The 26,137-nt window shown below is 69.7% G+C and carries 27 protein-coding genes and 2 pseudogenes; 20 read left to right on the forward strand and 9 right to left on the reverse strand.

Annotated features, from left to right (window positions below):
- Positions 1–13: 13 nt before the first annotated feature.
- Positions 14–208 carry a hypothetical protein gene (locus ALI22I_RS27355; RefSeq protein WP_077008420.1) on the reverse strand — a complete coding sequence of 65 codons (195 nt, stop codon included), beginning with the start codon at positions 206–208 and terminating at the stop codon, positions 14–16.
- 249 nt (positions 209–457) lie between these two features.
- Between ALI22I_RS27355 and ALI22I_RS51225 the strand changes: the two genes are divergently transcribed.
- From ALI22I_RS51225 to ALI22I_RS27385, 6 genes are all read left to right on the forward strand, one after another.
- Positions 458–1,381, forward strand: a complete 924-nt coding sequence (locus ALI22I_RS51225) for an LPXTG cell wall anchor domain-containing protein (RefSeq protein ID WP_179118380.1) — start codon at positions 458–460, stop codon at positions 1,379–1,381.
- A gap of 217 nt (positions 1,382–1,598) precedes the next feature.
- Positions 1,599–2,312, forward strand: coding sequence for a hypothetical protein (locus ALI22I_RS27365; RefSeq protein ID WP_077008422.1), 714 nt, complete (start codon positions 1,599–1,601; stop codon positions 2,310–2,312).
- 227 nt (positions 2,313–2,539) lie between these two features.
- Positions 2,540–4,327 carry an aa3-type cytochrome oxidase subunit I gene (gene ctaD / locus ALI22I_RS27370; RefSeq protein ID WP_077008423.1) on the forward strand — a complete coding sequence of 596 codons (1,788 nt, stop codon included), beginning with the start codon at positions 2,540–2,542 and terminating at the stop codon, positions 4,325–4,327.
- A gap of 100 nt (positions 4,328–4,427) precedes the next feature.
- Positions 4,428–5,654: a phosphoserine phosphatase SerB gene (gene serB / locus ALI22I_RS27375; RefSeq protein WP_077008424.1), complete on the forward strand. Its 1,227-nt coding sequence runs from the start codon at positions 4,428–4,430 to the stop codon at positions 5,652–5,654.
- Positions 5,655–5,668: 14 nt separating this feature from the next.
- Entirely contained in the window at positions 5,669–6,352 is a 684-nt protein-coding gene (locus tag ALI22I_RS27380) for a peptidyl-tRNA hydrolase (protein WP_083752080.1), read from the forward strand.
- A gap of 125 nt (positions 6,353–6,477) precedes the next feature.
- Positions 6,478–7,896, forward strand: a complete 1,419-nt coding sequence (locus ALI22I_RS27385) for a phospholipase D-like domain-containing protein (RefSeq protein ID WP_083752048.1) — start codon at positions 6,478–6,480, stop codon at positions 7,894–7,896.
- 155 nt (positions 7,897–8,051) lie between these two features.
- On the opposite strand, the gene ALI22I_RS27390 is transcribed toward ALI22I_RS27385, so the two are convergent.
- Both ALI22I_RS27390 and ALI22I_RS27395 read right to left on the reverse strand, forming a co-directional pair.
- A complete protein-coding gene (locus ALI22I_RS27390; protein ID WP_077008654.1) occupies positions 8,052–10,079 on the reverse strand; it encodes an ATP-dependent DNA helicase in 2,028 nt (675 codons plus the stop codon).
- A gap of 164 nt (positions 10,080–10,243) precedes the next feature.
- On the reverse strand, positions 10,244–10,819 hold the full coding sequence (locus ALI22I_RS27395) for a biotin transporter BioY (protein ID WP_077008427.1): 576 nt from the start codon (positions 10,817–10,819) through the stop codon (positions 10,244–10,246).
- A gap of 470 nt (positions 10,820–11,289) precedes the next feature.
- Here ALI22I_RS27395 and ALI22I_RS27400 point away from each other — a divergent pair, with 470 nt between their 5' ends.
- From ALI22I_RS27400 to ALI22I_RS27415, 4 genes are all read left to right on the forward strand, one after another.
- Entirely contained in the window at positions 11,290–12,093 is an 804-nt protein-coding gene (locus ALI22I_RS27400) for a choice-of-anchor P family protein (RefSeq protein WP_077008428.1), read from the forward strand.
- Positions 12,094–12,095: 2 nt separating this feature from the next.
- Positions 12,096–12,263, forward strand: a complete 168-nt coding sequence (locus ALI22I_RS27405; RefSeq protein WP_077008429.1) for a peptidase — start codon at positions 12,096–12,098, stop codon at positions 12,261–12,263.
- A gap of 116 nt (positions 12,264–12,379) precedes the next feature.
- Positions 12,380–13,543: a non-hydrolyzing UDP-N-acetylglucosamine 2-epimerase gene (gene wecB / locus ALI22I_RS27410; RefSeq protein ID WP_143532459.1), complete on the forward strand. Its 1,164-nt coding sequence runs from the start codon at positions 12,380–12,382 to the stop codon at positions 13,541–13,543.
- Positions 13,544–13,675: 132 nt separating this feature from the next.
- Positions 13,676–14,335, forward strand: coding sequence for a hypothetical protein (locus ALI22I_RS27415; protein WP_077008431.1), 660 nt, complete (start codon positions 13,676–13,678; stop codon positions 14,333–14,335).
- Positions 14,336–14,598: 263 nt separating this feature from the next.
- On the opposite strand, the gene ALI22I_RS27420 is transcribed toward ALI22I_RS27415, so the two are convergent.
- Positions 14,599–15,168, reverse strand: coding sequence for an isochorismatase family protein (locus ALI22I_RS27420; RefSeq protein ID WP_077008432.1), 570 nt, complete (start codon positions 15,166–15,168; stop codon positions 14,599–14,601).
- A complete protein-coding gene (locus tag ALI22I_RS27425; RefSeq protein WP_077008433.1) occupies positions 15,168–16,451 on the reverse strand; it encodes a nicotinate phosphoribosyltransferase in 1,284 nt (427 codons plus the stop codon). Before ALI22I_RS27425 ends, ALI22I_RS27420 begins: the two co-directional genes overlap by 1 nt.
- A 100-nt stretch (positions 16,452–16,551) precedes the next feature.
- On the opposite strand from ALI22I_RS27425, the gene clpS reads away from it, so the two are divergent.
- The 7 genes from clpS (at position 16,552) to ALI22I_RS27460 (ending at position 20,568) form a co-directional block, all read left to right on the forward strand.
- A complete protein-coding gene (clpS, locus tag ALI22I_RS27430) occupies positions 16,552–16,851 on the forward strand; it encodes an ATP-dependent Clp protease adapter ClpS (RefSeq protein ID WP_033438448.1) in 300 nt (99 codons plus the stop codon).
- Positions 16,848–17,405, forward strand: coding sequence for a DUF2017 domain-containing protein (locus ALI22I_RS27435; protein WP_083752050.1), 558 nt, complete (start codon positions 16,848–16,850; stop codon positions 17,403–17,405). The genes clpS and ALI22I_RS27435 overlap by 4 nt, the downstream gene beginning before the upstream one ends.
- Complete coding sequence (locus ALI22I_RS27440) at positions 17,405–17,974, forward strand: P1 family peptidase (protein WP_077008434.1); 570 nt, start codon at positions 17,405–17,407, stop codon at positions 17,972–17,974. The genes ALI22I_RS27435 and ALI22I_RS27440 overlap by 1 nt, the downstream gene beginning before the upstream one ends.
- A 236-nt stretch (positions 17,975–18,210) precedes the next feature.
- On the forward strand, positions 18,211–18,735 hold the full coding sequence (locus tag ALI22I_RS27445; protein WP_143532460.1) for a DUF2231 domain-containing protein: 525 nt from the start codon (positions 18,211–18,213) through the stop codon (positions 18,733–18,735).
- Positions 18,736–18,786: 51 nt separating this feature from the next.
- Complete coding sequence (locus ALI22I_RS27450; protein ID WP_077008436.1) at positions 18,787–19,242, forward strand: Mov34/MPN/PAD-1 family protein; 456 nt, start codon at positions 18,787–18,789, stop codon at positions 19,240–19,242.
- A 51-nt stretch (positions 19,243–19,293) separates the two neighbouring features.
- Positions 19,294–19,566: a MoaD/ThiS family protein gene (locus ALI22I_RS27455; RefSeq protein ID WP_077008437.1), complete on the forward strand. Its 273-nt coding sequence runs from the start codon at positions 19,294–19,296 to the stop codon at positions 19,564–19,566.
- Positions 19,567–19,617: 51 nt separating this feature from the next.
- On the forward strand, positions 19,618–20,568 hold the full coding sequence (locus ALI22I_RS27460) for a PLP-dependent cysteine synthase family protein (RefSeq protein WP_077008438.1): 951 nt from the start codon (positions 19,618–19,620) through the stop codon (positions 20,566–20,568).
- Between the two features lie 197 nt (positions 20,569–20,765).
- Here the strand turns inward: ALI22I_RS27460 and ALI22I_RS52510 are convergent.
- From ALI22I_RS52510 to ALI22I_RS27475, 3 genes and pseudogenes are all read right to left on the reverse strand, one after another.
- A pseudogene (locus tag ALI22I_RS52510) lies at positions 20,766–20,966 on the reverse strand (cellulose binding domain-containing protein); the annotation flags it as partial.
- Positions 20,967–21,063: 97 nt separating this feature from the next.
- Positions 21,064–21,285: pseudogene (locus ALI22I_RS52515) on the reverse strand (PHB depolymerase family esterase); the annotation flags it as partial.
- Between the two features lie 167 nt (positions 21,286–21,452).
- Entirely contained in the window at positions 21,453–22,145 is a 693-nt protein-coding gene (locus ALI22I_RS27475) for a polysaccharide deacetylase family protein (protein WP_077008440.1), read from the reverse strand.
- Positions 22,146–22,769: 624 nt separating this feature from the next.
- Between ALI22I_RS27475 and ALI22I_RS27480 the strand changes: the two genes are divergently transcribed.
- Entirely contained in the window at positions 22,770–23,540 is a 771-nt protein-coding gene (locus ALI22I_RS27480) for an MBL fold metallo-hydrolase (RefSeq protein WP_077008441.1), read from the forward strand.
- Between the two features lie 137 nt (positions 23,541–23,677).
- Here ALI22I_RS27480 and ALI22I_RS27485 read toward each other — a convergent pair whose 3' ends face one another.
- The gene (locus ALI22I_RS27485) at positions 23,678–24,523 is read right to left on the reverse strand and encodes an SMP-30/gluconolactonase/LRE family protein (protein WP_077008442.1); all 846 of its coding nucleotides are present in this window, start codon (positions 24,521–24,523) and stop codon (positions 23,678–23,680) included.
- Positions 24,524–24,655: 132 nt separating this feature from the next.
- Here ALI22I_RS27485 and ALI22I_RS27490 point away from each other — a divergent pair, with 132 nt between their 5' ends.
- Both ALI22I_RS27490 and murI read left to right on the forward strand, forming a co-directional pair.
- Positions 24,656–25,339 carry a rhomboid family intramembrane serine protease gene (locus ALI22I_RS27490; protein ID WP_443216969.1) on the forward strand — a complete coding sequence of 228 codons (684 nt, stop codon included), beginning with the start codon at positions 24,656–24,658 and terminating at the stop codon, positions 25,337–25,339.
- Positions 25,336–26,133 (forward strand): glutamate racemase, encoded by a 798-nt coding sequence (gene murI / locus ALI22I_RS27495; RefSeq protein WP_077008443.1) that lies wholly within the window; start codon positions 25,336–25,338, stop codon positions 26,131–26,133. Before ALI22I_RS27490 ends, murI begins: the two co-directional genes overlap by 4 nt.
- Positions 26,134–26,137: the final 4 nt, after the last annotated feature.

Consider the following 26,137-nt stretch of genomic DNA (forward strand, 5'->3'; position numbering starts at 1 on the left):
GGCGCGCCCCGGATCAGGGCCGCGGCAGTGTTCGGGTTCGGTAAAGGTCGCGCACCCGCGTCCAGCACACGCCGAACAGCCCGCGCAGCTCCAGCCAGAACGCCAGGTCCGCCGCCGGGTACGGGATCGGCTCGTCGAACAGGCTGTTCGCGCACGCCACGTCCCACCCGACCGGCCCGCGCCACGCGTCCTCGAAGTCGTTCCACACAGGACCGCCCGAGCAGGTTGTAACCGTCCTCCAGCACCTCCGGATCGTCGCCCGGCAACCCGAGCCGACCGGCCGGCACCCCGACTTCACGCACCACCGCGGAGGTCTCCACCGGGTGAATTCTGGCAGGGCGCGCGAACAGGGGATAACAACTTGATTACGGAGCGAATGTGCTGAACGGACTAAGGCGATAGAGCTACAAGGAGCAGTCTGATCCGCTGATCAGCTCATCGAGCCCGTGGAGCGTAGATGCGTAAGACAACTCGCCTTCTGTTCGGAGCAGTTTCGCTGTTCACCGTGATCGCCACCGGGGTGATCACCTCGGTGGCGTCGGCCGCGCCGGACTCACCCGCCTCCGGTGACCCGCGCGCGACCGCCGTCACAGGCAACATCGACATCGGTCAACCCGGTGACGCCTGTGACAAAGTGGGCCTGGCCGGCAACGAGGCGACACTCCCGTCCGGCTCGTTCAGCAGCGACGGCACCTTCATCGACATCACGTCGACCCCCAAGGACGCGAGGATCACCGGTGTCGTGGTGAAGGGCGGCCCCGCCTACAACGTCTACCGCGCCGAAGACGTCGGCGGGATTCCGTGGACGGACCTGCACGCGCCGTTGGCCGAGAGCGACAAACCGGCGGGGATCAGCCACTGGTTCGTCTGCGAGGACACCAAGACGCCTCCCACCACGACCACCACGACCGTGGGCGGAACCGGCACGACGAAGCCGAGCATCACGACGAAGCCGAGCACCACGACGAAGCCGAGCACCACGACGAAGCCGAGCACCACGACGAAGCCGAGCATCACGACGAAGCCGAGCACCACGACGAAGCCGAGCACCACGACCAAGCCGAGCACCACGACCAAGCCGAGCACCACGACCAAGCCGACCACGACGACCACGACGACGACGGACGCGACGACCACCACCGTTCCGACCACCACGACGGTCCCGAGCACCACGGTCGTCCCGACGACCACCACCACGAAAGTGCCCGGCGTGATCCTCCCGACGACCACCCGCGCCCCGGTATTCGTCAGCCCCGACTCGGGCGACACCCTCGCGAACACCGGTTTCAACGGCTGGTGGCTGGTCCTGCTGGGCCTCGCCCTGCTGACCGCGGGCGCCTTGCTCGTCTCGCCGAAGGTCCGCGCCCGACTGCGCCGCTGACCGCGTAACGAGCGACCTCCCGGCCGACATCACTGACCGTGCCGTGACGCTCACGTCACCCGGTGGTGGTCCTTTGTGGCCACCGCCGGGTTTCAACATCACCGTGTCATAACGAATAGACGGCAACCCGCTTCGCGCGAATGGCCTACCTCGATAGAGGGGTGTCCGGTGTAGTTCGATCCCCCGGTCGGCCCTCGAAACCTGCGGAGCAGCACCCATGCGCATGACCACCCGCCGCCTTGCCAGAACCGCCGCCTTGCTCGCCCTGGCCGCCACCGGCCTGCTGAGCGGCATCGCCTCGGCCACCCCCGGTGAGACGCCCCCGCCTCCGTCGGGCGACGACCGCGCCGTGTCCCACAGCGGCAACCTGGAATGGAACTGGGACGACGCGTGCGTGAAGGCGGGTCTGACGGGCGAGGCGTTCGACGGCGATGTCGACGGCGACACGCCGACGCTGGTCAACACCGCGACCTCCACCCACCTCACCATCACCGGCGGTCTTGAGGGCTACACCGTCACCGGTGTCGTGGTGAAGGGCGCCAACGCCTACAACGTCTACTCGTCGGCCAACTTCGACGAGTTCCCGTGGGAGGACCTGCACTCCCCGGAGCACGACAACAAGGGTGCCGCCGAGATCCCCGCGATCAGCCACTGGTTCTTCTGCGCCGAAGAGGTCCCGGGGGAGTCCACGACGCCCACGACGCCCGAGACGCCGGTCGAGGAAACCGCCTCGTCCACCCCGGTGAGCACCACCACCGAAGCCGCCGCGGCGACCACGACCACCACGGCCGCGGCTGCGGCCGGCGCCGAGAACGCGCTGGCCAACACCGGTTTCGACGGCACCTGGATGCTGGTCCTCGGCCTGGCCCTGGTGGCCGCCGGCGCCGCGTTCGTCGCCTCGCCGAAGCTCCGCGGCCTGCTGCGCCGCTGACCCCCGGGTCGGACACCGCCGCCGACCCGCGTCGAACCACAGGGCCGCTCCCGCACCGCCGGGAGCGGCCCTCGACGCGTGCGACCCGCGACGGTTGTGACCTGCGCTACCTCACTTGATCCAGGGGGCGGCCCAGCCGACACCCCCGGAACCCACCCGTCTACGATCCGATGAGCCGGCGGCCCCGTCCACCGGCGAAGCCAGAACCAGACAGTGCAGGAGGCACCGTGACGGCCGTAGCCCCGCAGCCGATCGCAACGCGGCCCTTCGGGACTCGCGAGGCGGTCAAGGGTTCGTTCCTGCTGCGGATGTTCCGCACCACGGACCACAAGCAGATCGGGATCATGTACCTGGTCACGTCGTTCGCCTTCTTCATGGTGGGCGGCGCGATGGCCATGCTGATGAGGACCGAGCTGGCACGCCCGGGTATGCAGTTCCTGTCCCAGGAGCAGTTCAACCAGCTGTTCACCATGCACGGCACGGTGATGCTGCTGCTGTACGCGACGCCCATCGTGTTCGGTTTCGCCAACTTCATCCTGCCGCTCCAGATCGGCTCGCCGGACGTGGCGTTCCCGCGGCTCAACGCCTTCTCGTACTGGCTGTACCTGTTCGGCGGCCTGATCGTGATGGGCGGTTTCCTCACGCCGGGTGGCGCGGCCGACTTCGGCTGGTTCGCCTACACCCCGCTGTCCAACGCCATCCACTCGCCCGGCGTCGGCGCCGACCTGTGGATCTCCGGCCTGATCGTCGGCGGTCTGGGCACCATCCTCGGCGCGGTCAACATGATCACCACCGTGGTCTGCCTGCGGGCGCCCGGCATGACCATGTTCCGGATGCCGATCTTCACCTGGAACATCCTGGTCACCAGCGTCCTGGTGCTGCTGGCGTTCCCGATCCTGACCGCCGCGCTGTTCGGCCTGCTGGCCGACCGCCACCTCGGCGCCCACGTGTTCGACCCCGCCAACGGCGGCGTGATCCTGTGGCAGCACCTGTTCTGGTTCTTCGGTCACCCCGAGGTCTACATCGTCGCGCTGCCGTTCTTCGGCATCGTGTCCGAGATCTTCCCGGTGTTCAGCCGCAAGCCGATCTTCGGCTACAACGGCCTGGTCTACGCGACGCTCGGCATCGCGGCGCTGTCCGTGGCCGTGTGGGCGCACCACATGTACGCCACCGGTGCGGTGCTGCTGCCGTTCTTCGCGTTCATGACGTTCCTGATCGCGGTGCCGACCGGTATCAAGTTCTTCAACTGGATCGGCACGATGTGGAAGGGGCAGCTGACGTTCGAGACCCCGATGCTGTTCAGCATCGGCTTCATCGTCACGTTCCTCTTCGGTGGTCTGTCCGGCATCCTGCTGGCCGCGCCGGCGATCGACTTCCACGTGTCGGACACGTACTTCGTGGTCGCGCACTTCCACTACGTGCTGTACGGCACGATCGTGTTCGCCACCTTCGCGGGCATCTACTTCTGGTTCCCGAAGATCACCGGCCGGATGCTGGACGAGCCGCTGGGCAAGCTGCACTTCTGGACCACGTTCCTCGGCTTCCACGCCACGTTCCTGGTGCAGCACTGGCTGGGCAACGAGGGCATGCCGCGCCGGTACGCGGACTACCTGCCCAGCGACGGCTTCACCACGCTGAACACGATCTCCACGATCGGCGCGTACATCCTGGGCGCGTCCACGCTGCCGTTCATCTGGAACATCTTCAAGAGCTACCGCTACGGCGAGACGGTCACCGTGGACGACCCGTGGGGCTTCGGCAACTCGCTGGAGTGGGCCACCTCCTGCCCGCCGCCGCGGCACAACTTCACCGAGCTGCCGCGCATCCGCTCGGCGCGTCCGGCGTTCGAGCTGCACTACCCGCACATGATCGAGCGGCTGCACAGCGAAGCGCACGTGACGTTCACCGGCAAGGCCATCGCGCACGAGGACGCCAAGCGCGCGCCGTCCGAAGTGGCCGCCGGCGCTGTGCAATCGGGCACAGCCTCGGAGAACACCGAGGGCGACCACAAGTAACGCTTGTAACCTGAACCCAGGTTCAACGACGAGCCCCGACGACCTCCTCCTGGTCGTCGGGGCTCGCCTCTGTCTGGCATGTCTGGCATAGGAGCCACCAGTGAGCAAGCCCAGCGCCACGCCCGTCCTGATCACGGTCACCGGACCGGACAAACCGGGGGTGTCCTCGGTGTTGTTCGCGGTGCTGACCCGGCACGGCGTGGAAATCCTCGACGTCGAGCAGGTCGTCATCCGCGGCCGGCTGGTGCTCGGCGTGCTCGTCGCGGCCGACCACGACCCGGAGGGGTTGCAGGAGGCCGTCGAGCAAGCCATGGCGACGGTGTCCATGCACGTCGAGGTGGAGATCGGCGCCGACTCCAAGCGCACCGCCCGGCTGGAGTCCAGCCACGTGCTGATCCTGCTCGGCCGCCCGGTCACCGCCCGCGCGTTCACCGAGGTGGCCCGGCGGTTGGCGTCGCTCGGCGTGAACATCGACGCCATCCGGGGCGTGGCCGACTACCCGGTCACCGGCCTTGAGCTGCGGGTTTCCGTGGCCGACGACACGCCGGAGAGTGACGCGCAGCTGCGGTCGGCGTTGGCCGAGGTGTCGGTGCGCGGCGGGTTGGACATCGCGGTGGAGCGGGCCGGGCTGACCCGGCGCGCCAAGCGGCTCGTGGTGTTCGACGTCGATTCCACGCTCATCCAGGGCGAGGTGATCGAGATGCTGGCCGCGCACGTCGGGGTGGAACCGCAGGTCAAGGAGATCACCGACGCGGCGATGCGCGGGGAGCTGGACTTCACCGAGTCGCTGCGGCGGCGGGTGGCGTTGCTGGAGGGTCTGGACGAGTCGGTGCTGGACGAGGTCGCGGTGTCGTTGGAGCTGACGCCCGGCGCGCGCACGACCGTGCGGACGTTGAAGCGGCTCGGGTTCCGCTGCGGTGTGGTGTCCGGCGGCTTCACCAGGGTGATCCAGCGGCTGGTGGACGAGCTGGGACTGGACTTCTGCGCGGCCAACGAGCTGGAGATCGTGGACGGGAAGCTGACCGGTCGGGTCCTCGGCGAGGTGGTGGACCGGGCGGGCAAGGCGGTGGCGTTGCGTCGGTTCGCGCAGGAGCAGGGGATTCCGCCGGCCCAGACGGTTGCTGTCGGTGACGGTGCGAACGACATCGACATGCTGGGCGCGGCCGGGCTGGGTATCGCGTTCAACGCCAAGCCCGCGTTGCGGGAGGTCGCCGACACCGCGCTGTCGCACCCGTTCCTGGACGCGGTGCTGTTCGTGCTCGGCGTGACCCGGGCCGAGGTGGAGGCCGCGGACGCGGCGGACGGTATGGAGCTGAACCGGCTGTGAACCCGATCCTGCGGATGCTCGTCGACCGGCACTACGCGGCCGATACCGAAGACCCGGAGTCGGTGCGGGCCATGCCGGTGGTGCTGCGGATCGAACGGTCCGCGCCGCCGTCCCGGACGGACGTGCTGGAGGCTGCGGCTGCGGCGGCCATCGCGGTGTGCCTGGACGAGCGCGCGGAGCCGGACGGGGAGTGGCACGACGAGCTGGTGGCGTGGGTGCGCGGCCGCATCCGGAAGGTGTCGCGGCGGGCCCGTGGCGCGCACTGGGAGGCCGTGCAGGCGTTGCCGGGCGTGACGATCACCGTGGGCAGCGCTTCGGTGCGGGCGTTCGTGCCCGGTCGGGTCGTCGACCTGCCCAAGGAGCTGAGCCGGTTGCAGATCTCGGGCAGTGAGCTGCCCTCCGACACGCCCGGTCCCGTGCCCCCCGGTGCGCACGAACTGTGGCTGAACCCGCGCGTGGAGATGACGGCGGGTAAGGCGGCGGCCCAGGTCGGGCACGCGTCGATGCTGCTCGCACCGCACCTGTCCGACGCCGAGCTGAAGGAGTGGGCGGCGCTGGACTACCGGTGCGCGGTCCGGACACCGTCCGCCGCCGCTTGGGACGCCTTGGTGGCGCGTCCGGACGTCGTGCTGGTGCGGGACGCCGGGTACACGGAGGTCGCGCCCGGAACGGCGACGGTGGCCGTGAACAGGCCGTGAGCTGACCTACATCGGTCCTCACGGTTCGGAGTCGTCCGACTCCGCCGAGTTGGACCACGTCGCCGACTTCCGCTGACGTTCGGGCTGACGTTTGGTTTGCCGGTTTTGCGGTAACCATCCCCGTCGTGGGCCTGTTGGACGTGCTGGACGCCCGGCTCGGTGACGGGCTGGAGAGCTTGTTGTGCTCGCACCACACCAGGCGGTTGCGCAAGCTGGGCTGGGGCTCGGTGTTCTCCTCCGACACGGGGTGGTGGACGCCTCGACGGCCCGTGCGGTCCGGCAACCGGATCGAGGTGCTGATCGACGGGCACGAGGTGCTGCCCGCCATCGCGTCGGCCGTGGCCTCGGCACGGCGATCCGTGCACATCGCCGGGTGGTGCGCCAGCCCGGACTTCCGCCTGACCCGAACCCCTGACTCACCGACGTTGCGCGAGTTGCTGGCGTCCGCCGCCGCTCGTGTGCCGGTGCGGGTGCTGCTGTGGGCGGGGCCGCCGGTGCCGCTGTTCGAGCCGACCCGTGCGCGGGTGCTGGCGGCTCAACGGGAGTTCATGCGCGGTAGCGCGGTGTCGTGCGCGGTCGACTCGCGGGAGCGGACGCTGCACTGCCACCACGAGAAGATCGTGGTGGTGGACGATTCGGTGGCGTTCGTCGGCGGAATGGACCTGACCGCGTTGGACGGCGACCGGCACGACACGGCGTCCCACCCGCCCCGCGAACCACTGGGCTGGCACGACCTGAGCGCGCGCCTCGAAGGCCCGATCGTCGCCGACGTCGCCGAACACTTCAGACAGCGCTGGCAGGAGATCGCCCGCGAGTCCCTGCCACCTCCGCTATCCGTGCCGCCCTTGACCCCGGCAGGGTCGTCCTCAGCCCAACTGGTGCGAACAATCCCGGAGCGCACCTACGACTTCGCACCACGCGGCGAATTCAGCCTGCTCGACTCGTACCTGAGAGCGTTGCGCTCCGCTTCTCGCCTGATCTACTTGGAGAACCAGTTCCTCTGGTCCCCCGAAGTGACCGAGATCCTCATCTCGAAGCTGCGCAACCCACCAGACCCGCGGTTCCGCATCGTCCTGGTCCTACCCCGCAAACCGACCAACGGCGCCGACACCACCCGCGGCCAACTAGGACGCCTGCTGGACGCCGACGACGGCAACCACCGCCTGGTCGCCGCCACCCTGTCGTCACACGACGGCGAAACGTCCTCTTCGGTCTACGTCCACGCCAAGCTGGCCATCATCGACGACCGATGGCTGACCCTGGGCTCAGCGAACCTCAACGAACACTCCCTGTTCAACGACACCGAGGTCAACGTAGTAACCGACGACCCCGAGATCGCCCTTCACACCCGCCTACGCCTCTGGTCCGAACACCTGCAACTCCCCGAACCAGACGTCTCCGGCCCCCCGGACCACGTAATCGACACCCTCTGGCGCCCCACCCTGAACTCCCCCGGCAAACACCGAATAACCGCCCTACCAGGCGTCTCCCGCCGAGCCAGCCGCCTACAAGGCCCCCTACGCGGCCTCCTAGTAGACGGCTAACCCCCACCCCCGCGTGTCCAACGTCCAAAACGCGCGTGTCCAACGTTCAGAACGCGCGTGTCCAACGTTGGGAACGCGCGTGTCCAACGTTCAGAACAGGCGAGTTGAACGCTCAGAACACGCGACCTGCACGTTTGTGTGGTGATGGCGAAGGGTCAGGCACTCGCCGCGTCGAGGCGCTTGAGCGCCGCCCGCACGACCTCCGGGTCGTACGTCGTCCAGAACGGCGGCAGCGAGGCGCGCAGGAACCCGCCGTACCGTGCCGTGGCCAGGCGCGAATCCAGAACGGCCACGACACCCTTGTCGCTCATCGACCTCAGCAGCCGCCCCGCGCCCTGAGCCAGCAGCAGCGCCGCGTGGGTCGCCGCAACGGTGAGGAAACCGTTGCCGCCCCTGGACTCCACCGCCTTCTGCCGCGCCGACGCCAACGGGTCGTCCGGCCGGGGGAACGGGATGCGGTCCATCACCACGAGTTGCAGCGCAGGCCCCGGAACGTCCACGCCCTGCCACAGCGACAACGTGCCGAACAGGCACGTCTCCGCATCCTCGGCGAACCGCTTCACCAACTGCCCCGTGGCGTCGTCACCCTGGCACAGCACCGGGTAGTCGACCTTGCCCCGCAACGCCTCGGCTGCCGCCTTCGCCGCACGCATGGACGAGAACAACCCCAAAGTACGCCCACCCGCCGCGTTCACCAGACCCTCGATCTCGTCCACATAGGACGGAGGCAGCCCGTCACGCCCCGGCGGCGGCAAATGCCTCGCCACATACAGAATCCCACTGCTGCCGTGCTCGAACGGCGAGCCGACGTCCAGACCGCTCCACCGCGGCCCGCTCACGTCCGACGGCGGTTCCTTGTCGGTCGCCGTCCCCTCGGCCTTCTTCGCGTTGGAAGCCGCCGGCAGCCCCCACTGCCGGGCCAACGTGTCGAACGTGCCACCCAACGTGAGCGTCGCCGACGTCAGGATTGTGGTCCGCTTCGCGAACAGCCGCTCCCGCAGCAGCCCGCCGACCCCCAACGGCGCCACCCGCAGTGACGGCGCCTTGTTGCGATCCGCGAAGTCACCCGACACCCACACCACGTCGTGGTCCTCGTCGAACGCCGTCAGAATCCGCGCCGCGCAGTCGTGCACGTCGTCCAACAGCGACAACGCCAGCTTGCGTGACGTCGCGCCGTCCACGTCCTCCTTGCGCTCCGGCCCCAACGACGTGATGCACGCGTGCGCCGCGTCCTTCGTCGCCCGCAACGCCCCGGCGAGCGCCTGAGGCAGGCTGTCGAGCCGGCCGACCGGCAACTCCTCCAGGATCATCGCCAGGCCGTCGCTCGCCTCGGCCATCCGGTCGGCCACGTTCTGGTCGATGAGCCGCCCGCAACGCCGTGCGGCCGTGGCCACCAGGGACGCGCTCAGCTCCTCCGTCGCCACCGACGTCACCCGGTCGACCAGGTCGTGCGCCTCATCGATCACGACCACGTCGTGGTCCGGCAGGACCTGGTAGCCCTCCAGGGCGTCCACGGCGAGCATCGCGTGGTTGGTCACCACGACGTCCGCCTTGCCCGCCTCGGCACGTGCCTTCTCCGCGAAGCAGTCCACGCCGATCGGGCACTTGTTCACGCCGAGGCACTCGCGCGCCGTCACCGAGACCTGCCGCCACGCCTGGTCCGTGACGCCCGGCACGAGCTCGTCCCGGTCACCGGTCTCGGTGTCGGACGACCACTCGTGCAGGCGCTTGACCTCACGGCCCATCTTGGACACCGCGAACGGGTCGAACAGGCCCGCTTCCTCCGGCTCGTCCGGCGCACCGGTGTGCAGGCGGTGCATGCACAGGTAGTTGCGGCGGCCCTTGAGGATGGCGAACCGCGGCTCGCGGCCCAGCTCCTTGCGCAACGCCTTGGCGAGCCTGGGCAGGTCGCGGTCCACGAGCTGGCGTTGCAGGGCGATGGTGGCGGTGGAGATGACGACCGTCGACTCCTCGGCCACCGCGTGCCGCAGCGACGGCACCAGGTACGCCAACGACTTGCCGGTGCCGGTGCCCGCCTGGACGGCCAGGTGCTCGCCCGTCCGGATCGACCGCTCGACCGCTTCGGCCATGTCGACCTGGCCTTGGCGTTCGGCTCCGCCTACCGCTTCCACGGCGACGGCGAGCAACGTTCTGGTGTCGGGGATCGCGGTGGTGGCGGGCACGGCGAAGACCGTACCCGCCCACCCCGTCACAGTCGGCCGGACCCGCGTTTCGTGTTCTGAGCGTTGAATTCGGGTGTTCCGAACGTTGGACACGCGCGACGCGAACGTTGGACACGCGCGTTCCGAACGTTGGACACGCGGGTTGTGGAGGTGGGGCTCTGGGGTTACTTGCGGTTGAGGAGGGCCCAGGTGGTGGGGAGGAGGCCGGCGGCCAGGGCGATCTTGAGTGCGTCGCCCAGGAGGAACGGGGTTACGCCCAGTTGCAGGGCCTTGGTGAAGCCGACGCCGGCGGCGGCCATCAGCCACGGCACACCGCACGCGTAGATCGCCAGGTTGCCCAACGCCATCGTGCCGACGGTGCGCAACGGCGTCCGGTCACCGCCACGCGCGGCCAGGTGGCCGACGAGCGCGCCGGCGAACACGAACCCGACCACGTACCCGAGCGACGCGGGCGTGCCCGACGAACCGCCCTGGAACCACGGCACACCGGCGACACCGGCGATCAGGTAGAGCACCATCGACGCGCCACCGCGCTGCCACCCGAGGGCGGCGCCCACCAGCAGGGCGGCGAACGTCTGGCCGGTGATCGGCACCGGGCTGCCCGGCACGGGCAGCGCGACCTGGGCGGCCAGCCCGGTCAGCCCGGCGCCCGCGACGACCAGGGCGATGTCACGCGCGAGAGCGCCCGGGACCAAGTCGGCGAGCACCGCGCGACGGCCGGGAACGGCGAGGACGGACACGAGGGACCTCCCAGAGGGATCGACTTCTCCCGCAGGCTAACCGGCGATCACTCGTTCGGTCTTTGTCGAAGCTCTACAAAGTTGGCCACGTCACGCAGGAACGCGCGCCACGACGTGATGGGCACGGAGGCCGGCCGCAGCCGTCACCAGGACGACGACGACCACCCGGTTGAGATGCGCTGAGGTGTTCGGTACGGAGCACAGCAAACGTCACTGAACGCTTCCGTTTCATCGATCGGGGATAGCCCGATAGGGCTGCTGATGGTCATCGGACATGCGTACGGCAAACATCACCCCCGGATCGAGTGACAAAGTGAAACCTTTTCGGTCTTGTTGACCCACTTTCGGTGGCAGCAGTTGGGCGATTCGAGTGGTGGTCGTCCCCCTTTACGGTCGGCAATCTCTAACTCAACCGGTTGAGCGTCGATTGGGGTGATTGTCTCGATACGAGGTTTCGAGAAAGGAGTTCGATGCGTGTGCGAATGAGGCGCCGCGCCGCTGTGGCGGGACTGGTCGCCGTCGCGGCGGTGGTGGTCGGCGCCGCGCCTGCCTCGGCAGCACTCGGAGACGCCTCGGCCTACGGCGCGAAGCTCAACCTGTCGCTGCTGGGCGGCCACGCGGTGTCGGCCGACCCCTTCGCCGCCGACCCCTTCGCCGCCGGCCCGTTCGCCGACGCTGACGCGAACGGCCCGACCTCCACCACGTTCGCGGGAGTGGACCTGCCGCACACCGTCAACACGGGCGTGATCAACGCGTCCGCCTCCAGGGACGACAAGACCGGCGGCGTCCACTCCAGGGCCGGCGCCGCAGACGTGCGGCTGGACCTGCTCGAAACCGTCACCGGCGGTGTGTCCGCCGAACTGGTCGAAGCCGAGTGCGCGGCCACCCAGAAGGGCCTCACCGGCAAGTCGAAGCTCGCCGGGCTCAAGCTCGGCAGGTTGGGCGCGATCGACGCCGACCCCGCGCCCAACACCGCCGTCGACGTCGACCTCCTCGGCGTGGACATCGCGAAGTTCGTGTTCAACGAGCAGATCCACAATGCCGACGGCAGCCTCACGGTCAACGCCCTCCGCCTCATCCTCATCGGGGGCGCGCTCGGCTCCATCGGCACCGGTGACCTGGTGCTGTCGTCCGCCACCTGCGGCCCGGCCGGTCTGCCCATCGCGATGGCCTCCGGTGAGGGCCTGTGGATCGGACTCGGCCTGCTCGCCCTGTTCGGTGCGCCCGTCGTCGCCGCGGCGATCCGCGGCCGGCACGAACTCGTGGCGGTCTGAGCGTGTACCGGTTCCCCGGCGGTGGCGTGGCCGTCGGCACGGGAATCGGCTCGTTGGCGGCTACCGGCGCCGGCGTCACGTGGTGGGTCGTGGCCGGTGCGGTGCTCCTCGTGACCGGCCTGTTCCCGACCCACGCGGTCCGCGGGCGACGAGCGACAGCCGACGAGTAGCGCGCGTGTGCCCCGGAGCCGCCCACACCCCCAGGGCGCTCCGGGGCACCGCACCCGCTCTGCACTACCTGCGCTTGGACTACTCGGCTTTGGACTATTTGAACGTAGGGAGCAAGGTGAAGGAAGTAATGCTGTTGGTGGGCACCCGACCCGAAGCGGTGAAGATCGCACCGGTGGCCTTGGCGCTGGCCGACCACCCGGTGCTCCGGCCCGTGATCGTCCGCAGTGGACAACATCCCGGCATGGTGGAACCGGCGCTGCGCGCGTTCGACCTGCTCGTGGACATCGAGTTGGACGTGCCACGGGCCACCGGCAGCCGGGCGGAACTGCTCGCGCGCCTGGTACTGGAGTTCGACCGGGTGCTGCGGACCCGCGACCCTGCCGTCGTCCTCGTGCAGGGCGACACGACCACCGCACTGGCGGGCGCGCTCACGGCGTTCTGGCGGGGCATCCCGGTGGCGCACCTCGAAGCCGGCCTGCGCACCGGTGACCTCGCGAGACCGTTCCCCGAGGAGGGCAACCGGCAGATGATCGCCCGGATCGCCACCCTGCACCTCGCGCCGACCGACGACGCCGCCGCCGTGCTCGTCGGCGAGAACCTGCCGGGCCGCGAGATCGTCGTCACCGGCAACACCGTGGTCGACGCCGTGCAACGAGTCGCCGCCGCCGACCTGCCCGCCCGCGACCCGGACCTCGCGTTGCTGGAACGCGTGCTCGACGAGCGCTCCGAACGTCTGGTGCTGGTCACCGTGCACCGGCGTGAGTCGTGGGGTGAGCCGCTGGGACGCGTGCTGCACTCCGTTCGGACCATCGCCGACCGACACCCCGACGTGCGCGTGCTGCTGCCCGTGCACCCCGACCCGGCTGTGCGGGCGGCGGCACGTGACGTGCTCGGCGGGCACGACCGGATCGTGGTGACGGAGCCGTTGGACTACTCGGACCTCGTGCGCGCGCTGCGCCGGGCCGCGCTGGTGCTCACCGATTCCGGCGGCATCCAGGAGGAGGCCCCGTCGTTCGGGGTGCCGGTGCTGGTGCTGCGCGAGACGACCGAGCGGATGTCCGCGGTGGAGGCGGGTTGCGCGTGGCTGGTCGGCACCGATCCGATCCGGATCGTCGCAGAGGCGGGGTGGGTGCTCGGCGCGCGACTGCGGCTGCCGCTGGGGCACAACCCGTTCGGCGACGGCTGCGCCGCGTCCCGGGTGCGCGGCGCGTTGGAGCGATTGATCGGTTTGCCGAGTGATTTTTCCAGTCTGCCCTTGCCTGTGCGGATTCCATCTTGATCGCACCGGGTTATTAGTCACTCGACCGGGTATCGGTCTTTCCTCTTACGGGTGATGTGCGCGCGAGACCGTCAGCTCACCTGCCCCTGAGTTCGATAGTCCCTCTGGGATGGAAACCGAAAGGGCAACACCATGAAGCAGATCAGAGCGCGCCGGGTCGGGGCTCTGACCGCGGCGCTCGTGCTCGGCCTGGTCGTCGCGCCGCCCGCGTGGGCGGCCAACCCGGCGGGCGTCGCGTCGGTCGGCTCCGCCGAGTTCGGCAAGGCGGGCAAGCAGGTCAGCGTGCCGCCGCTGGCGCCGTGCGCGGTGGACGGGACGACGTCCAACAAAGCCGAGCCGGTGGTCCGCCCGGGCGTCCGGTTCGGCGCCGGGACGTCGTCGTGCACCACGACGGTCGTGGACCCGGCGAACAGCACCACGACCACGACGTCCGAGGCGACCGGCACCGATTTCGAACTGTCCGCCCTGATCCCGGCGGGCGGCCCACGCCTGCGCGTGGCCAGGTGGAAGGTCACCTGCACCGCAACCGAGTCCGGCACCAACGCCGGCCTGTCGCTCGGCGGCATTCAAGGCTTCCCCGGCCTACCGGAGCAGCTCCCCGCCAACCACGTCCACGAGGTCAAAGACCCCCACGGCACCCTCCTGGCCACCGCCACCTTCGGCGAGACGACCCTCCCCACCCTTAACGACGGCAGCATCGCGATGAACCTCCTCCACCTCCGCTTCACCCCCGCCTCCACCCTCACCGGCGAAGTACTCCTAGGCACCACCGCCTGCTCACCCACCCCCTGACCCCAACCCCCAACTCCCAAGAGTCGAACCCCCAGACCCCGAGAGTCGAACCTTCAGGCCCCGTGAGTTCAACGCTCAGGACACCCGTGCCCCGTCCTGAGCGTTGAACTCGCCCTACCTGAGCGTTCGACTCTCGCGACGCGAACGTACGACTCACGCGCGTGTCCAACGTTGAGAACGCGCGTGTCCAACGTTCAGAACAGGCGTGTCCAACGTTCGGAACACCCGAGTTGAACGCTCAGAACGTGCGGATCGCGGTTGGGTCAGCTGAGGCGGGGTGTTCCGGACAGCGTCACGCCGGCCTCGCCGAGCTGCGTCAACGCGTTGTCCACCGTCGTGGACGCCACCCCGGCCGTCAGGTCCAGCAGCACGGTCGTCGAGAACCCGGCGGCAGCGGCGTCCAACGCGGTGGCCCGCACGCAGTGATCGGTGGCGATCCCCACCACGTCCACCTGTTCCACCCCACGCGCCCGCAACCAGTCCGCCAGCCGCTCACCCGCCCCCGACGCCCCCTCGAACCCCGAGTACGCCGCCGCGTAAGCCCCCTTGGAGAACACCGCCTCCACCGCCGTCACGTCCAACTCCGGGTGGAACGACGCCCCGGCCGTCCCCGCCACGCAGTGCACCGGCCACGAGTCCACGAAATCCGGCGTCTCGCTGAAGTGCGACCCCGGCTCCACGTGATAATCACGGGTCGCCACGACGTGGTCGTACGACGAGGACGCCACGTGCGCCGAGATCGCCGCCGCGACGGCCGCACCACCCGCCACCGCCAGGGAGCCGCCCTCGCAGAAGTCGTTCTGCACATCCACCACGATCAGCGCCTTGCTCATCACGCCCCCTGCAGGAAAGTCGTCGGAATCGCGGGCTCGCCGCGGGACAGCTTCAGCCCCTCCCACGGCACGGTCACCAGGGCGGCACGCAGCCGTTCCCGGCTCTCCCCCAGGGTGTCCACGCCGTCCACCCGTTGTCCAGCACGCATCAGCGGCACGGCGAGCAGCCGGTCGTGCGCCCCCAGCGACGGCTCCGCCGAGTGCGGGAACACGACCTCCTCCAATGCCGTCCCGGTCTCCTTGTGCCGCCGCAACGCGTTCTTCCGCCCACCGCGCGACTCCTTGTGCGAGCTGCGCTTCTCCACCGGTCGCCCCTCCACCTCGACCAGCTTGTAGACCATGCCCGCGGTCGGCGCGCCGGACCCCGTGACCAGCGAAGTGCCCACGCCGTAAGCGTCCACCGGCTCCGCCCGCAGCATCGCGATCGAGTACTCGTCCAGGTCGCCGGACACCACGATCCGGGTGTTCCGCGCCCCCAACGAATCCAGCTGGTCCCGCGCCTGCCGCGCCAGCACGCCGAGGTCACCGGAGTCGATCCGCACCGCCCCCAGCGACGGCCCCGCGACCTGCACGGCCGTCTTGATCCCGTTCGTGATGTCGTAGGTGTCCACCAGCAGCGTCGTCCCCACACCCAACGCCTCGACCTGCGACCGGAACGCCTCCTCCTCGCTGTCGTGCAACAGCGTGAACGCGTGCGCGCACGTCCCGGCGGTCGGGATGCCGTGCCGCCGCGCCGCCTCCAGGTTCGACGTCGCGGTGAACCCCGCCAGGTACGCGGCACGGGCCGCCGCCACCGCTGCCTCCTCGTGCGTGCGGCGCGACCCCATCTCGATCATCCGCCGGCCGTTGGCCGCACCGACCATCCGCGCCGCCGCCGACGCGATCGCGCTGTCGTGGTTGAGGATCGACAGCGCCAGCGTCTCCAGCACCACGCCCACCCCGAACGGCGCCCGCACGGACAGGATCGGCGAGCCCGGGAAGTACAGCTCACCCTCCGGGTAGCCGTCCACGTCCCCGGTGAACGAGTAGTCGGCGAGCCACGACAGGGTGGCCCGGTCGACCACGTTCGTCCGCTCCAGCAGCTCCAGATCACGCTCGGAGAAGGTGAAGTCGGCGATCGCGTCCAGCAGCCTGCCGGTGCCGGCGACCACGCCGTACCGCCTGCCTTCGGGCAATCGTCGGGCGAAGACCTCGAAGACGCACGGCCGGTCGGCGGTGCCGTCGCGCAGCGCTGCGGCGAGCATCGTCAACTCGTAGTGGTCGGTGAACAGCGACGTCGACATGGGGACAGAGCCTAGGCCCGTGCGCGCAGAAGCCCAGGCCCGTGCACACACGTGGACCTGTGGGCTCCACCACCGACGAGAACATGACACCATTGGCGGTATGACCACGCCCGTCGAGCATGAGCGGACGCAGGTTGACCCGGCCGGCGAGGAGGTCCGCACGGAGGACCGCCCGTGGCAGACCTTGGTCTGGAACGACCCGGTGAACCTGATGTCCTACGTGACGTACGTGTTCCAGAAGCTGTTCGGGTACAGCCGCGACCACGCGACGAAGTTGATGCTGGACGTGCACCACAAGGGCAGGGCGATCGTGTCGTCGGGGAGCAAGGACAAAGTGGAGGCCGACGTGGCCAAGCTGCACGCGGCCGGGCTCTGGGCGACCATGCAGCGTTCGTCGTGAAGAAGTGGACACGCACCGGCGATGTGGTGCTCGGCCGGTTCGACCGGCAGGAGGCCGCGGTGGTGCGCGGCCTGGTGAGCCAGATCCAGGACATGCTGCTGGCACGTGCCGAAGAGGCGCCGCAGGACGAGTTGGCGGAGCTGACCGGCATCCGCACCGGCCCGTCCACGCCGCCCGACGACCCGATCCTGGGCAGACTCCTGCCCGACTTCCACCGGCTCGATCCGGACGCGCCCGACCCGGCCGAGGTCGATTCGGCCAACGCGCTGCGGTCGTTGCACGAGCCGGAGCTGCTGGACCTCAAGACCGGTGTCGCGGCGGTGGTGCTGGAGACGTGCCCGCCCGACGGCGGTGAGGTGCGGTTGGCGTTGGAGCAGGCCGAGGCTTGGCTGTCGGCGTTGAACGACGTGCGGCTGGCGCTCGGGACGGCGTTGGACGTGCAGGAGGACATGCCGGACGAGCTGCCACCGGACGACCCGCGGTCGCCGCACCTCGGCGTGTACCACTGGCTGACGTGGGTGCAGGAGACGCTGGTCGAAGCGGTCATGAGCTGATGCTGGTCGGGCGCGCGCCAGGGGTGGCGGTGCTGTTGACGCCTGCCGGCGCGGTGGCCGGGGTGGACGTTCGCGGTGCGCCGGTAGGGACGCGTGAGCTGGACTTGCTGGACCCGTCGACGTTGGTGCAGCGGGTGCACGCGGTGGTGCTGGCCGGTGGTGGACTGGCGGCTGCCGACGGGGTCGTGCGGTGGTTGGCGGAGCGCGGGCACGGGTTCCCGGTGGGCGTGCGGCCGTTCGAGGTCGTGCCGATCGTGCCCGCGGCGGCGGCTTTGGGGCTCGCCTCGGGCGACGGGTACGCGGCCTGTGAAGCGGCGTCCGACGACGTGCCCACGGCCCTGGCCGTCGTCGGCGACACAGCGGTGGGCCTGGTCGTGGTGGATGCCGAAGTCGGTCCGGCCGAATGCCGAAGGGTCGCGATGTCGGCGCACGACGGGTTCGCACGAGCCGGCGTGACGGTGCCCGCCACCGTGTTCGCCGTGGCCACAGGCGCGCCAACCGGCACCCCGTTGAACGACCTCTGCACCACCGCCGCCGACGCCCTGGAACACGCAGCCCAAAACCCCTAACCGCCCACCCACCCCACATTCCGAACGTTCAACTCACCCATTCCGAACGTTGGACACGCGCGTTCTGAGCGTTGGACACGCGCGTTCTGAGCGTTGAACTCATCGGTCCTGGGGGTTCGACTCTCGGGGGTGAGGGAGTGAGGGGTGGGATGGGCCTCGAAGGGGTGGAGGGGGTGTGGAGGGCTGGGGGTGGGTACCCGGAGGGCATGTCGGGTGTGCAGAGGGTGTTCAGGTGGGTGCGGACTAGTCCGGCGGTGGACAAGGCGGCCGGGGCGTTGGCGGAGGTGGTGCCGGCGGCGTTGCGGCGGCGTGAGGTGACGGGGCTGCTGGGCAAGCGGGCTTGGGGGCGGCCGGTGCATCCGGCTGTGGTGGTGTTGCCGATCGGGTTGTACGCGGCGTCGGCGGCGTTGGATTTGATGCCGGGTGGCAGCAGGGCGGCTCGGGTGGCGATCGGGGCCGGGTTGGCGGTGGCGCCGGCGTCGTTGGCGACGGAGCTGGCCGAGTACGGGACGTTGGACGAGAAGCAGCGGCGGGCGGCGTTCGTGCAGTTGGTCGCGAACGCGGCGGCGGACGTGTGCTACCTCACGTCGTTCCGGCTGCGCGGGCACGGGTTCGGCGTGGTGGCCAGGGGCGTCTCGGCGCTCGGGCTGGCGGCGCTCGGCGCGGGCGGTCTGCTGGGCGGGGGCGGTCTGCTGGGCGCCCGGCCGGGGTATTCGACGGCTTCCGCGAGCGTCCGCGAGCCGGTCCGCGAACCGGTGTAGTGCGGGTTCTCACACGGCGGGACACCTTCCCCCACCACGTAGGATGAAGGCGTGCTGGTGATTCGCCGTGACCTCGTGGACGCGATGGTGGCTCATGCCCGTCGTGACCACCCGGATGAGGCATGCGGGATCATCGCGGGCCCCGAGGGCTCCGACCGCCCGGAGCGGTTCGTCGCGATGGACAACGCCGAGCGCTCGCCGACCTTCTACCGCTTCGACTCGATGGAACAGCTCCGGGTGCACCGCGAGATGGAACGCAACGACGAAGAGACGGTCGTCGTCTACCACTCGCACACCGCGACGGAGCCGTACCCGTCCCGCACGGACATCTCCTACGCCAGTGAGCCGAACGCGCACTACGTCCTGATCTCCACCCGGGACCCGGAGCAGCACGAGCTGCGCTCCTACCGGATCGTGGACGGCGTGGTGACCGAAGAACCGGTCGAGGTCGTCGAGTCGTACATGTTCGCCCACACCGGCGCCGACGACACGCCCGACTGTCCCTGAGCTGCGTCTTCGCACCACCTTCACCAAACCCGGCTCCTCGGAGGTTCCAGCATGGCCGTCATCGTCTCCATCCCCACGATCCTGCGCACCCACACGGGCGGGAAGAAGTCGGTCGAGGCCGCGGGCGAGACGCTCGCCCAGGTCATCGACGACTTGGAGACCAACCACGGTGGCCTGAAGCAGCGCCTGGTCAAGGAAGGCGCGCTCCACCGGTTCGTCAACGTCTACGTCAACGACGAGGACGTGCGGTTCGCGGGCGGCCTCGAAGCCGCGGTCAAGGACGGCGACACCGTGACCATCCTCCCGGCCGTCGCCGGCGGCTGAGCCAGGCCGATCCAGGCCGATCCGGCCTGATCCACCGACGGAGGATTCATCGTGGCCCGGTACGAGTCACTGCTCGACACGGTCGGTGGCACGCCCCTGGTGGGCCTGCCCCGGCTGTCGCCGTCGAAGGACGTGCGGCTGTGGGCGAAGCTGGAGGACCGCAACCCGACCGGCTCGATCAAGGACCGCCCGGTCCTGATGATGATCGAGGAGGCCGAGCGGACCGGGGTGCTCACGCCGGGCTGCACGATCCTCGAACCGACGTCGGGCAACACCGGCATCTCCCTCGCCATGGCCGCCAAGCTCAAGGGCTACGGCCTGGTGTGCGTGATGCCGGAGAACACGTCCACCGAGCGCAAGCAGCTGCTCCAGGCCTACGGCGCGCGGATCGTGTACTCGCCCGCGGCGGGCGGCTCGAACCAGGCCGTGGCGTTGGCGAAGGAACTGGCCGGGCAGAACCCCGATTGGGTGATGCTCTACCAGTACGGCAACCCGTCGAACCCCGGCGCGCACTACGACGGCACCGGGCCCGAGCTGCTCAAGGACCTGCCGACGATCACGCACTTCGTCGCGGGCCTGGGTACCACCGGCACCCTGGTCGGCACCGGTCGGTACCTGCGCGAGCAGAAGCCGGACATCCAGATCATCGCGGCCGAGCCGCGGTACGGCGAGCTGGTGTACGGCCTGCGCAACCTCGACGAGGGCTTCGTGCCCGAGCTGTACGACGCCGAGGTGCTGACCGGCCGCTACTCGGTCGGCTCGTACGACGCGCTGCGCCGCACCCGGCAGCTGCTGGAGGTGGAGGGCATCTTCGCGGGCATCTCCACCGGCGCGATCCTGCACGCGGCGCTGGCCGCGGCGGAGAAGGCGGCGGCGCGCGGCGAGTCGGCGGACGTGGCGTTCGTGGTGGCGGACGCGGGGTGGAAGTACCTGTCCACCGGCGCGTACGCGGGCACGTTGGACGAGGCCGCTGAACGGCTCGACGGACACCTCTGGGCGTGACGCCCCCGGGAGCGTCGGTAGGACCGGAAGCCTTTGTAGGACCGGAAAGCCTTGGTAGGACAGGAGAAGGGCCCCGCAGCGCGCGGGGCCCTTCTCCTCGTTGCAGCCGGTATTCCAGCCGGTATTTCAGCGATCGCGCACGCGGCTCCGTTGAGCGTGAACGAGGTCGGCTTGCCGGTGTTGCCGCTGTGGGTGGCCTGGAACCCGATGTCGACCGACCCGCTCGGGTTGATGGTGCCGTTGTAGGACGCGTTGCGCGCCGTGATGGCACCGCTGGTCGGTGAGTACGTGGCGTTCCACCCGCTGGTGATGGTCTGCCCGCTGGGCAGGGTGAACGCGAGCTGCCAGCCGTTGATGGCGCTGGTGCCGGTGTTGGCGACGGTGACACTCGCGGTCAGACCCGTGTTCCAGGCGTTGACGCCGTAGGTGACCTTGCAGCCACCGGTCGGCGGGTTGCCCGTGGTGGTTGTCGTCGGCGTGGTGGTTGTGGTGCTAGTAACGGGTGCGGGTCCAGCCGGACTGCGGGCTGTCGGTGGCCGTCGGCGTGGTGGACAGGACGTTGGTCCACTGGTCGATCTCCTCGCCGAAGTTCGGGTACCGCAGCATGTCGTCCGCCGTGTCGTGCCACAGCTGCACGCGCGGCCGTGCGCCGCTGTAGCCGGGGTAGGCGGAACGCGCGATGTCGCCCCACTCCTGCGGCGTCTTGAGCACCTGGCCGTACTGGTCGGCCAGCCGGGCGAAGTCCGTGCCCGAGTGGAACGCCGGGCCGGTGACTTCGGTGAGCGTGGCGGCCGACGCCTGCGGTGCGGCCACGAAGGCCAGCACGAAGGCCGCCGTGGCGACGACTGAGGTGGCGAGGGCGCTCAGGACCTTCGCGCGGGTTCTCACGGTGCCACCACCTGTCCGGAGCTGTTGATGCGACCGGGGCACAGGTTCTTGGCCGCCAGGCCCTGCACGATCCGCGGCACGGCGTTGATCGTGCTCTGGTAGCCGTCGTGCATGAGCACGATCGCGCCGGCGTTCGCGCCGGTCGCCGTGCGGACGATGGCGTCGGTGGACGCGCCGTTCCAGTCCTGCGTGTCGACCGACCAGGTGACCTGCCGCAGGCCGAGCTTGCTCGCCTCGTTCTGCACGGTGGCGTTCGTCGCGCCGTACGGCGGGCGGAACAGGGTCGGCGTCACGCCGGTGGCGTTGCGGATCGCGTTCTGCGTGTCGCCCAACTCCTTGGCCACGGCCGCCGCGCTCAGGTTCGTCAGGTACGGGTGCGACCACGAGTGGTTGGCCAACCACATGCCGGCCGAGTTGGTCTCCCGCGCCAACTGCGGCTGCTGCTGCACGCGTGAGCCCATGTCGAAGAACGTGGCCCGAGCACCCGCCGCGCGCAGGGCGGCCAGCAGGGAGCGAGTGGTCTGCGGGTTCGGCCCGTCGTCGTAGGTCAGTGCGACGTACCCGTTGCACGCGAGGGCGGTGGGTCCGCCGGATACGGCGTTCGCGGCGCCGGCGACGCCGGCGGCGCTCGTGGAGAACAACGCAGCGGCGAGCATCAGCACCACGGCCAGAAGGCTTCTCAAGACCATTTCCTCCTCCTTGAGGTCACGTCGAGAGCTGTCGTCACTATGTGTTCACCGCGCCGCCGTCGACAACGAGTTTCGTGAAGTTGCGAGTCTCAAATGGTGTGCTGAGCTGCACGAACACACAATGCACCCATTTGGTGGCGTGGTTTACACGGAGAAACTTTCGGGCGACCGGCGAGGTGTTGCCGACCGCGCGACCGCCGGCTCGCCCGATCGTGGGTCGAGCACCCGTGCCGCCTCGTGCCGTCTCACGCCGCCTGCTCCGGGGGAGGGGCGAGAGCTATCGCTCACCTGATTCGCGGACGTCCTTTGCGTGACCGCCACGCGATTTCAAGAAGCCATTCGGGTGTCGGCCCGGGCTCGGGGGCGGGAAGTTCGCCACTGGACGCTTCCACGAATACCGCCGCCCGTTCAGTCCAACGCGATGTGGTCGTTGTGATAAGCCGCTCACCTGCGCATCCGTTGGTCGACATGCCGGGCTCTCGCCCGACTTCGGTAAGCCGCAGATAGTTCCGTCCTGCGCGGGTTGATGCATTCGAGTGAACTTATAGGGGATCTATGTTCGCGGCTCCGACCCATGGTCTTTCCCGCATTTTTGCCGTCCGTTGGGCTGCTATCGTTCCGCCCATGCAATTGACGGTGCTCGGGTGCGCGGGCAGTGCCCCGGGACCTGATCTGCCCACCTCCGGGTACCTGGTGGAGGCGGGCGGCGTCCGGATCGTGGTGGAACTGGGCAGCGGGGTGTTCAGCGCGCTCATGCGGCACTGCGACCCGTTCGACATCGACGCCGTCCTGCTGTCGCACCTGCACCTCGACCACTGCGCCGACTTCAGCTCGCTCACCGTCTACCGGCGTGAGCACCCCGAGCCGCCCTACGACGTCACCGAACGCCGGCTGCCGGTGTTCGCGCCGGCGCACGCGCCGTCCCGCCTCGCCGCCGCGCACGCCGCCGGCCGCGCCGAGTTGGCGGCGACGGACTTGACCGACACGTTCGACTTCGTGCCGCTCGCACCGGGGAAGTACGCGGTGGGGCCGGTGGACGTCGAGGTGGCCGCCATGCGGCACATCTGCGAGGCCTACGGGTTCCGCATCTCGTACGAGGGCGCGTCGCTGGTGTTCTCCGGCGACACGGTCCCGTGCCCGGAGTTGGTCCGGCTCGCCGAAGGCGCCGACCTCCTGCTGGCCGACTCGGCGTGGCGGGAACAGGCGGGCCGCGCCAACTACCTGCACATGAGCGGCCGCGAAGCGGGCGAGGTGGCCACGTCCGCCGGCGCGCACCGCCTCGTCCTCACCCACGTGCTGCCCTGGTCCGACCGCGACGGCATCCTCAAAGACGCCGAAAACGCCTTCCCCGGCCCCGTCACCCTCGCCACCCCCGGCGCCACCTACACCCTCTAACCCCCGAGAGTCGAACCCCAGACCCCGAGAGCCGAACGTTCAGAACGCGCGTGTCCTACGTTGGGAACGCGCGTGTCCAACGTTGGGAACGCGCGTGTCCTACGTTCGGGACGGCTGAGTTGAACGTTCAGGAGTGGCTAGCCGGCGAAGGCGGTGGAGGGCAGGCCTTCGCCTGCGCCGGGGATCACCAGGACCGAACCGGCCAGCTCGCTCAACGCGTCCTCGCTCAGCCCGACGCGAGCGGTCGTCACGTAGAGGTCGGTGAAGTCGATGCCGCCGAAGCAGCACGCGGTCGGCTGGCCCACCGGGAGTTCGATCTCCACGTCCAGTCGCCCGTCCGGCGTGTACCGGTGCACCGCCGCCCCGCCCCACAACGCCACCCAGACCGCCCCGGACGAGTCCACGGTGAGCCCGTCCGGCAACCCCCGGTGCACGTCGGCCAGCGGACGGCGGTTCGTCGCCTCACCGGTGTCGCGGTCGAAGTCCAGCACGTCGATCCGCCGTTCCGCCGAGTCGACGTAGTACATGAGCTTGGCGTCGGGGCTCCAGCCGATGCCGTTGCTGACGCTCACCTTGTCCAGCACGACCTTCGCGTCACCGCTGGGCTGCACCCGCGCCAGCCAGCCGCCCGGCTCCTCGTCGTAGCGCATCGTGCCCGCCCACAGCCGCCCCGCCGGGTCGACCGCCGCGTCGTTGCCGCGCACGCCGTCCCGCGCCCAGTAGACCAGCCACGTCTTGGCGCCGTCCCGGTCGATCAAGGCCACCCCGTCGCGCAGGTTCACCACCAGACCACCGCTGGACCGGGGCTTCGCCGCACCCACGTGCTGCGGCACTTCGAGGACCGCGTCGTCGTCACGCGACGGGCTGTAGCGGTGCACCTCGTTGCCGAGGACGTCCACCCAGAGCAACGTTCCGCTGGCGTGGTCCCACGTGGGGGCCTCACCCAGCGCCGCTTCGGCCCGCACCGCCACTTCGATCGACACCGGGACAGCCTACGGTCACCCGCGGGCCCTCAACCCCTATCCCGCGGCTCATCGGTTCCGGCACTGCGGGTCACCCCTCTGATCACCGCGAACTCACCGCTCAACGCCCTGATCGACGCGTAGCCTGGAGCTGTGGACCTCACCGGCCCCTTCGCCTCACCGACACCCGAGCCGGTGGTCGGCGCGCCCAAGCTGCCGAAGCCGGCCAGGCCCGCCAAGCCGTTGGCCAAGCGCGTCGTGCCGCCCAGGCCCGTGCTGTCGGCCGTGGTCGTGCTCGGCTTCGTCGGAGTGCTCTACCTGATCGAGGGCATCGACACCGTCCTAGGTGGCCGGCTCGACGACGACGGCGTGATCCCGCGCGACTTCTCCCAGTGGGACAACATCCTCTGGTTCCCGCTGCTGCACGGCGACTGGACCCACCTGACCGGCAACGCGGTGCCGCTGCTCGTGCTGGCCTACCTGGCCACGTCCGGCGGGGTCAAGCAGTTCCTCCAGATCACCGCCGTCATCTGGCTCACCAGCGGCCTCGGTGTGTGGATCTTCGGCTCGTACGGCAGCCACATCGGCGCGTCCGGCCTCGTCTTCGGTTTCCTGGTGTTCCTGCTGGTGCGCGGCATCTTCGCGCGCAGCGCGCTGCAGATCGTGCTGGCCGTCGTGGTGTTCGCGATGTACGGCGCGGCGTTGTGGGGCGTGCTGCCCGGCCAGCCCGGCATCTCGTGGGAAGGCCACCTGTTCGGCGCGCTCGGCGGTGTCCTCGCCGCCTGGGGCGTCGCCCGGGATGCCAGGAAGAGCGCCGGTACTACGCTCAACGCGTGACCGTTACCGCCGATTCGCCCATCGGGATCTTCGACTCCGGCGTCGGCGGGTTGACCGTCGCACGGGCGATCATGGACCAGCTGCCCGGCGAACGCATCCGGTACGTCGGCGACACGGCCAACTGCCCCTACGGTCCGCTGCCCATCGCCCAGGCGCGCAAGTTCGCCCTCGAAGTCACCGACCGGCTGGTCGCCGACGGCGCGAAGATGTTGGTCATCGCCTGCAACACCGCCTCTGCGGCGTGCCTGCGCGACGCCCGCGAGCGCTACGACATCCCGGTGATCGAGGTCGTGCTGCCCGCCGTGCGCCGGGCCGTCGCGACCACGCGCACCGGCAAGGTCGGCGTCATCGGCACGCTGGGCACGGTCACGTCCGGCGCCTACCAGGACGCCTTCGCCGCCGCACGCGACATCGAGGTCACCGCGGTCCCGTGCCCGAGGTTCGTGGACTTCGTGGAACGCGGCATCACCTCGGGCCGCCAGGTCCTCGGCCTCGCCCAGGCCTACCTGGAACCGTTGCAGCGCGCCGAAGTCGACACCCTGGTCCTGGGCTGCACGCACTACCCGCTGCTGACCGGCGTGCTCCAGATCGTCATGGGCGATCGGGTGACGCTGGTCTCCAGCGCCGAGGAGACCGTCAAGGACGTGGTCCGGGTGCTGACCGAGCGTGACCTGTTCCGCACCGGCGACGCCGACCAGCGGTTCAGCTGCACCGGTCCAGTGGAACCGTTCGCCCGGCTCGCCCGGCGATTCCTCCCCGGGTTGGAAAAAGCGTCCTTCCAAGCCCACGGCTGACCTG

The sequence above is a fragment of the Saccharothrix sp. ALI-22-I genome, assembly GCF_001984175.1.
Classification (GTDB): domain Bacteria; phylum Actinomycetota; class Actinomycetes; order Mycobacteriales; family Pseudonocardiaceae; genus Actinosynnema.

Bases quoted from the DNA above. Each gene is read 5' to 3' on its own strand.
- ALI22I_RS51225 (WP_179118380.1), top strand. From the start codon at position 458: ATGCGTAAGACAACTCGCCTTCTGTTCGGAGCAGTTTCGCTGTTCACC.
- ALI22I_RS27365 (WP_077008422.1), top strand. From the start codon at position 1,599: ATGCGCATGACCACCCGCCGCCTTGCCAGAACCGCCGCCTTGCTCGCC.
- ALI22I_RS27380 (WP_083752080.1), top strand. From the start codon at position 5,669: ATGCTCGTCGACCGGCACTACGCGGCCGATACCGAAGACCCGGAGTCG.
- ALI22I_RS27400 (WP_077008428.1), top strand. From the start codon at position 11,290: ATGCGTGTGCGAATGAGGCGCCGCGCCGCTGTGGCGGGACTGGTCGCC.
- ALI22I_RS27415 (WP_077008431.1), top strand. From the start codon at position 13,676: ATGAAGCAGATCAGAGCGCGCCGGGTCGGGGCTCTGACCGCGGCGCTC.
- ALI22I_RS27420 (WP_077008432.1), bottom strand. From the start codon at position 15,168: ATGAGCAAGGCGCTGATCGTGGTGGATGTGCAGAACGACTTCTGCGAG.
- ALI22I_RS27425 (WP_077008433.1), bottom strand. From the start codon at position 16,451: ATGTCGACGTCGCTGTTCACCGACCACTACGAGTTGACGATGCTCGCC.
- clpS (WP_033438448.1), top strand. From the start codon at position 16,552: ATGACCACGCCCGTCGAGCATGAGCGGACGCAGGTTGACCCGGCCGGC.
- ALI22I_RS27440 (WP_077008434.1), top strand. From the start codon at position 17,405: ATGCTGGTCGGGCGCGCGCCAGGGGTGGCGGTGCTGTTGACGCCTGCC.
- ALI22I_RS27455 (WP_077008437.1), top strand. From the start codon at position 19,294: ATGGCCGTCATCGTCTCCATCCCCACGATCCTGCGCACCCACACGGGC.
- ALI22I_RS27475 (WP_077008440.1), bottom strand. From the start codon at position 22,145: ATGGTCTTGAGAAGCCTTCTGGCCGTGGTGCTGATGCTCGCCGCTGCG.
- ALI22I_RS27480 (WP_077008441.1), top strand. From the start codon at position 22,770: ATGCAATTGACGGTGCTCGGGTGCGCGGGCAGTGCCCCGGGACCTGAT.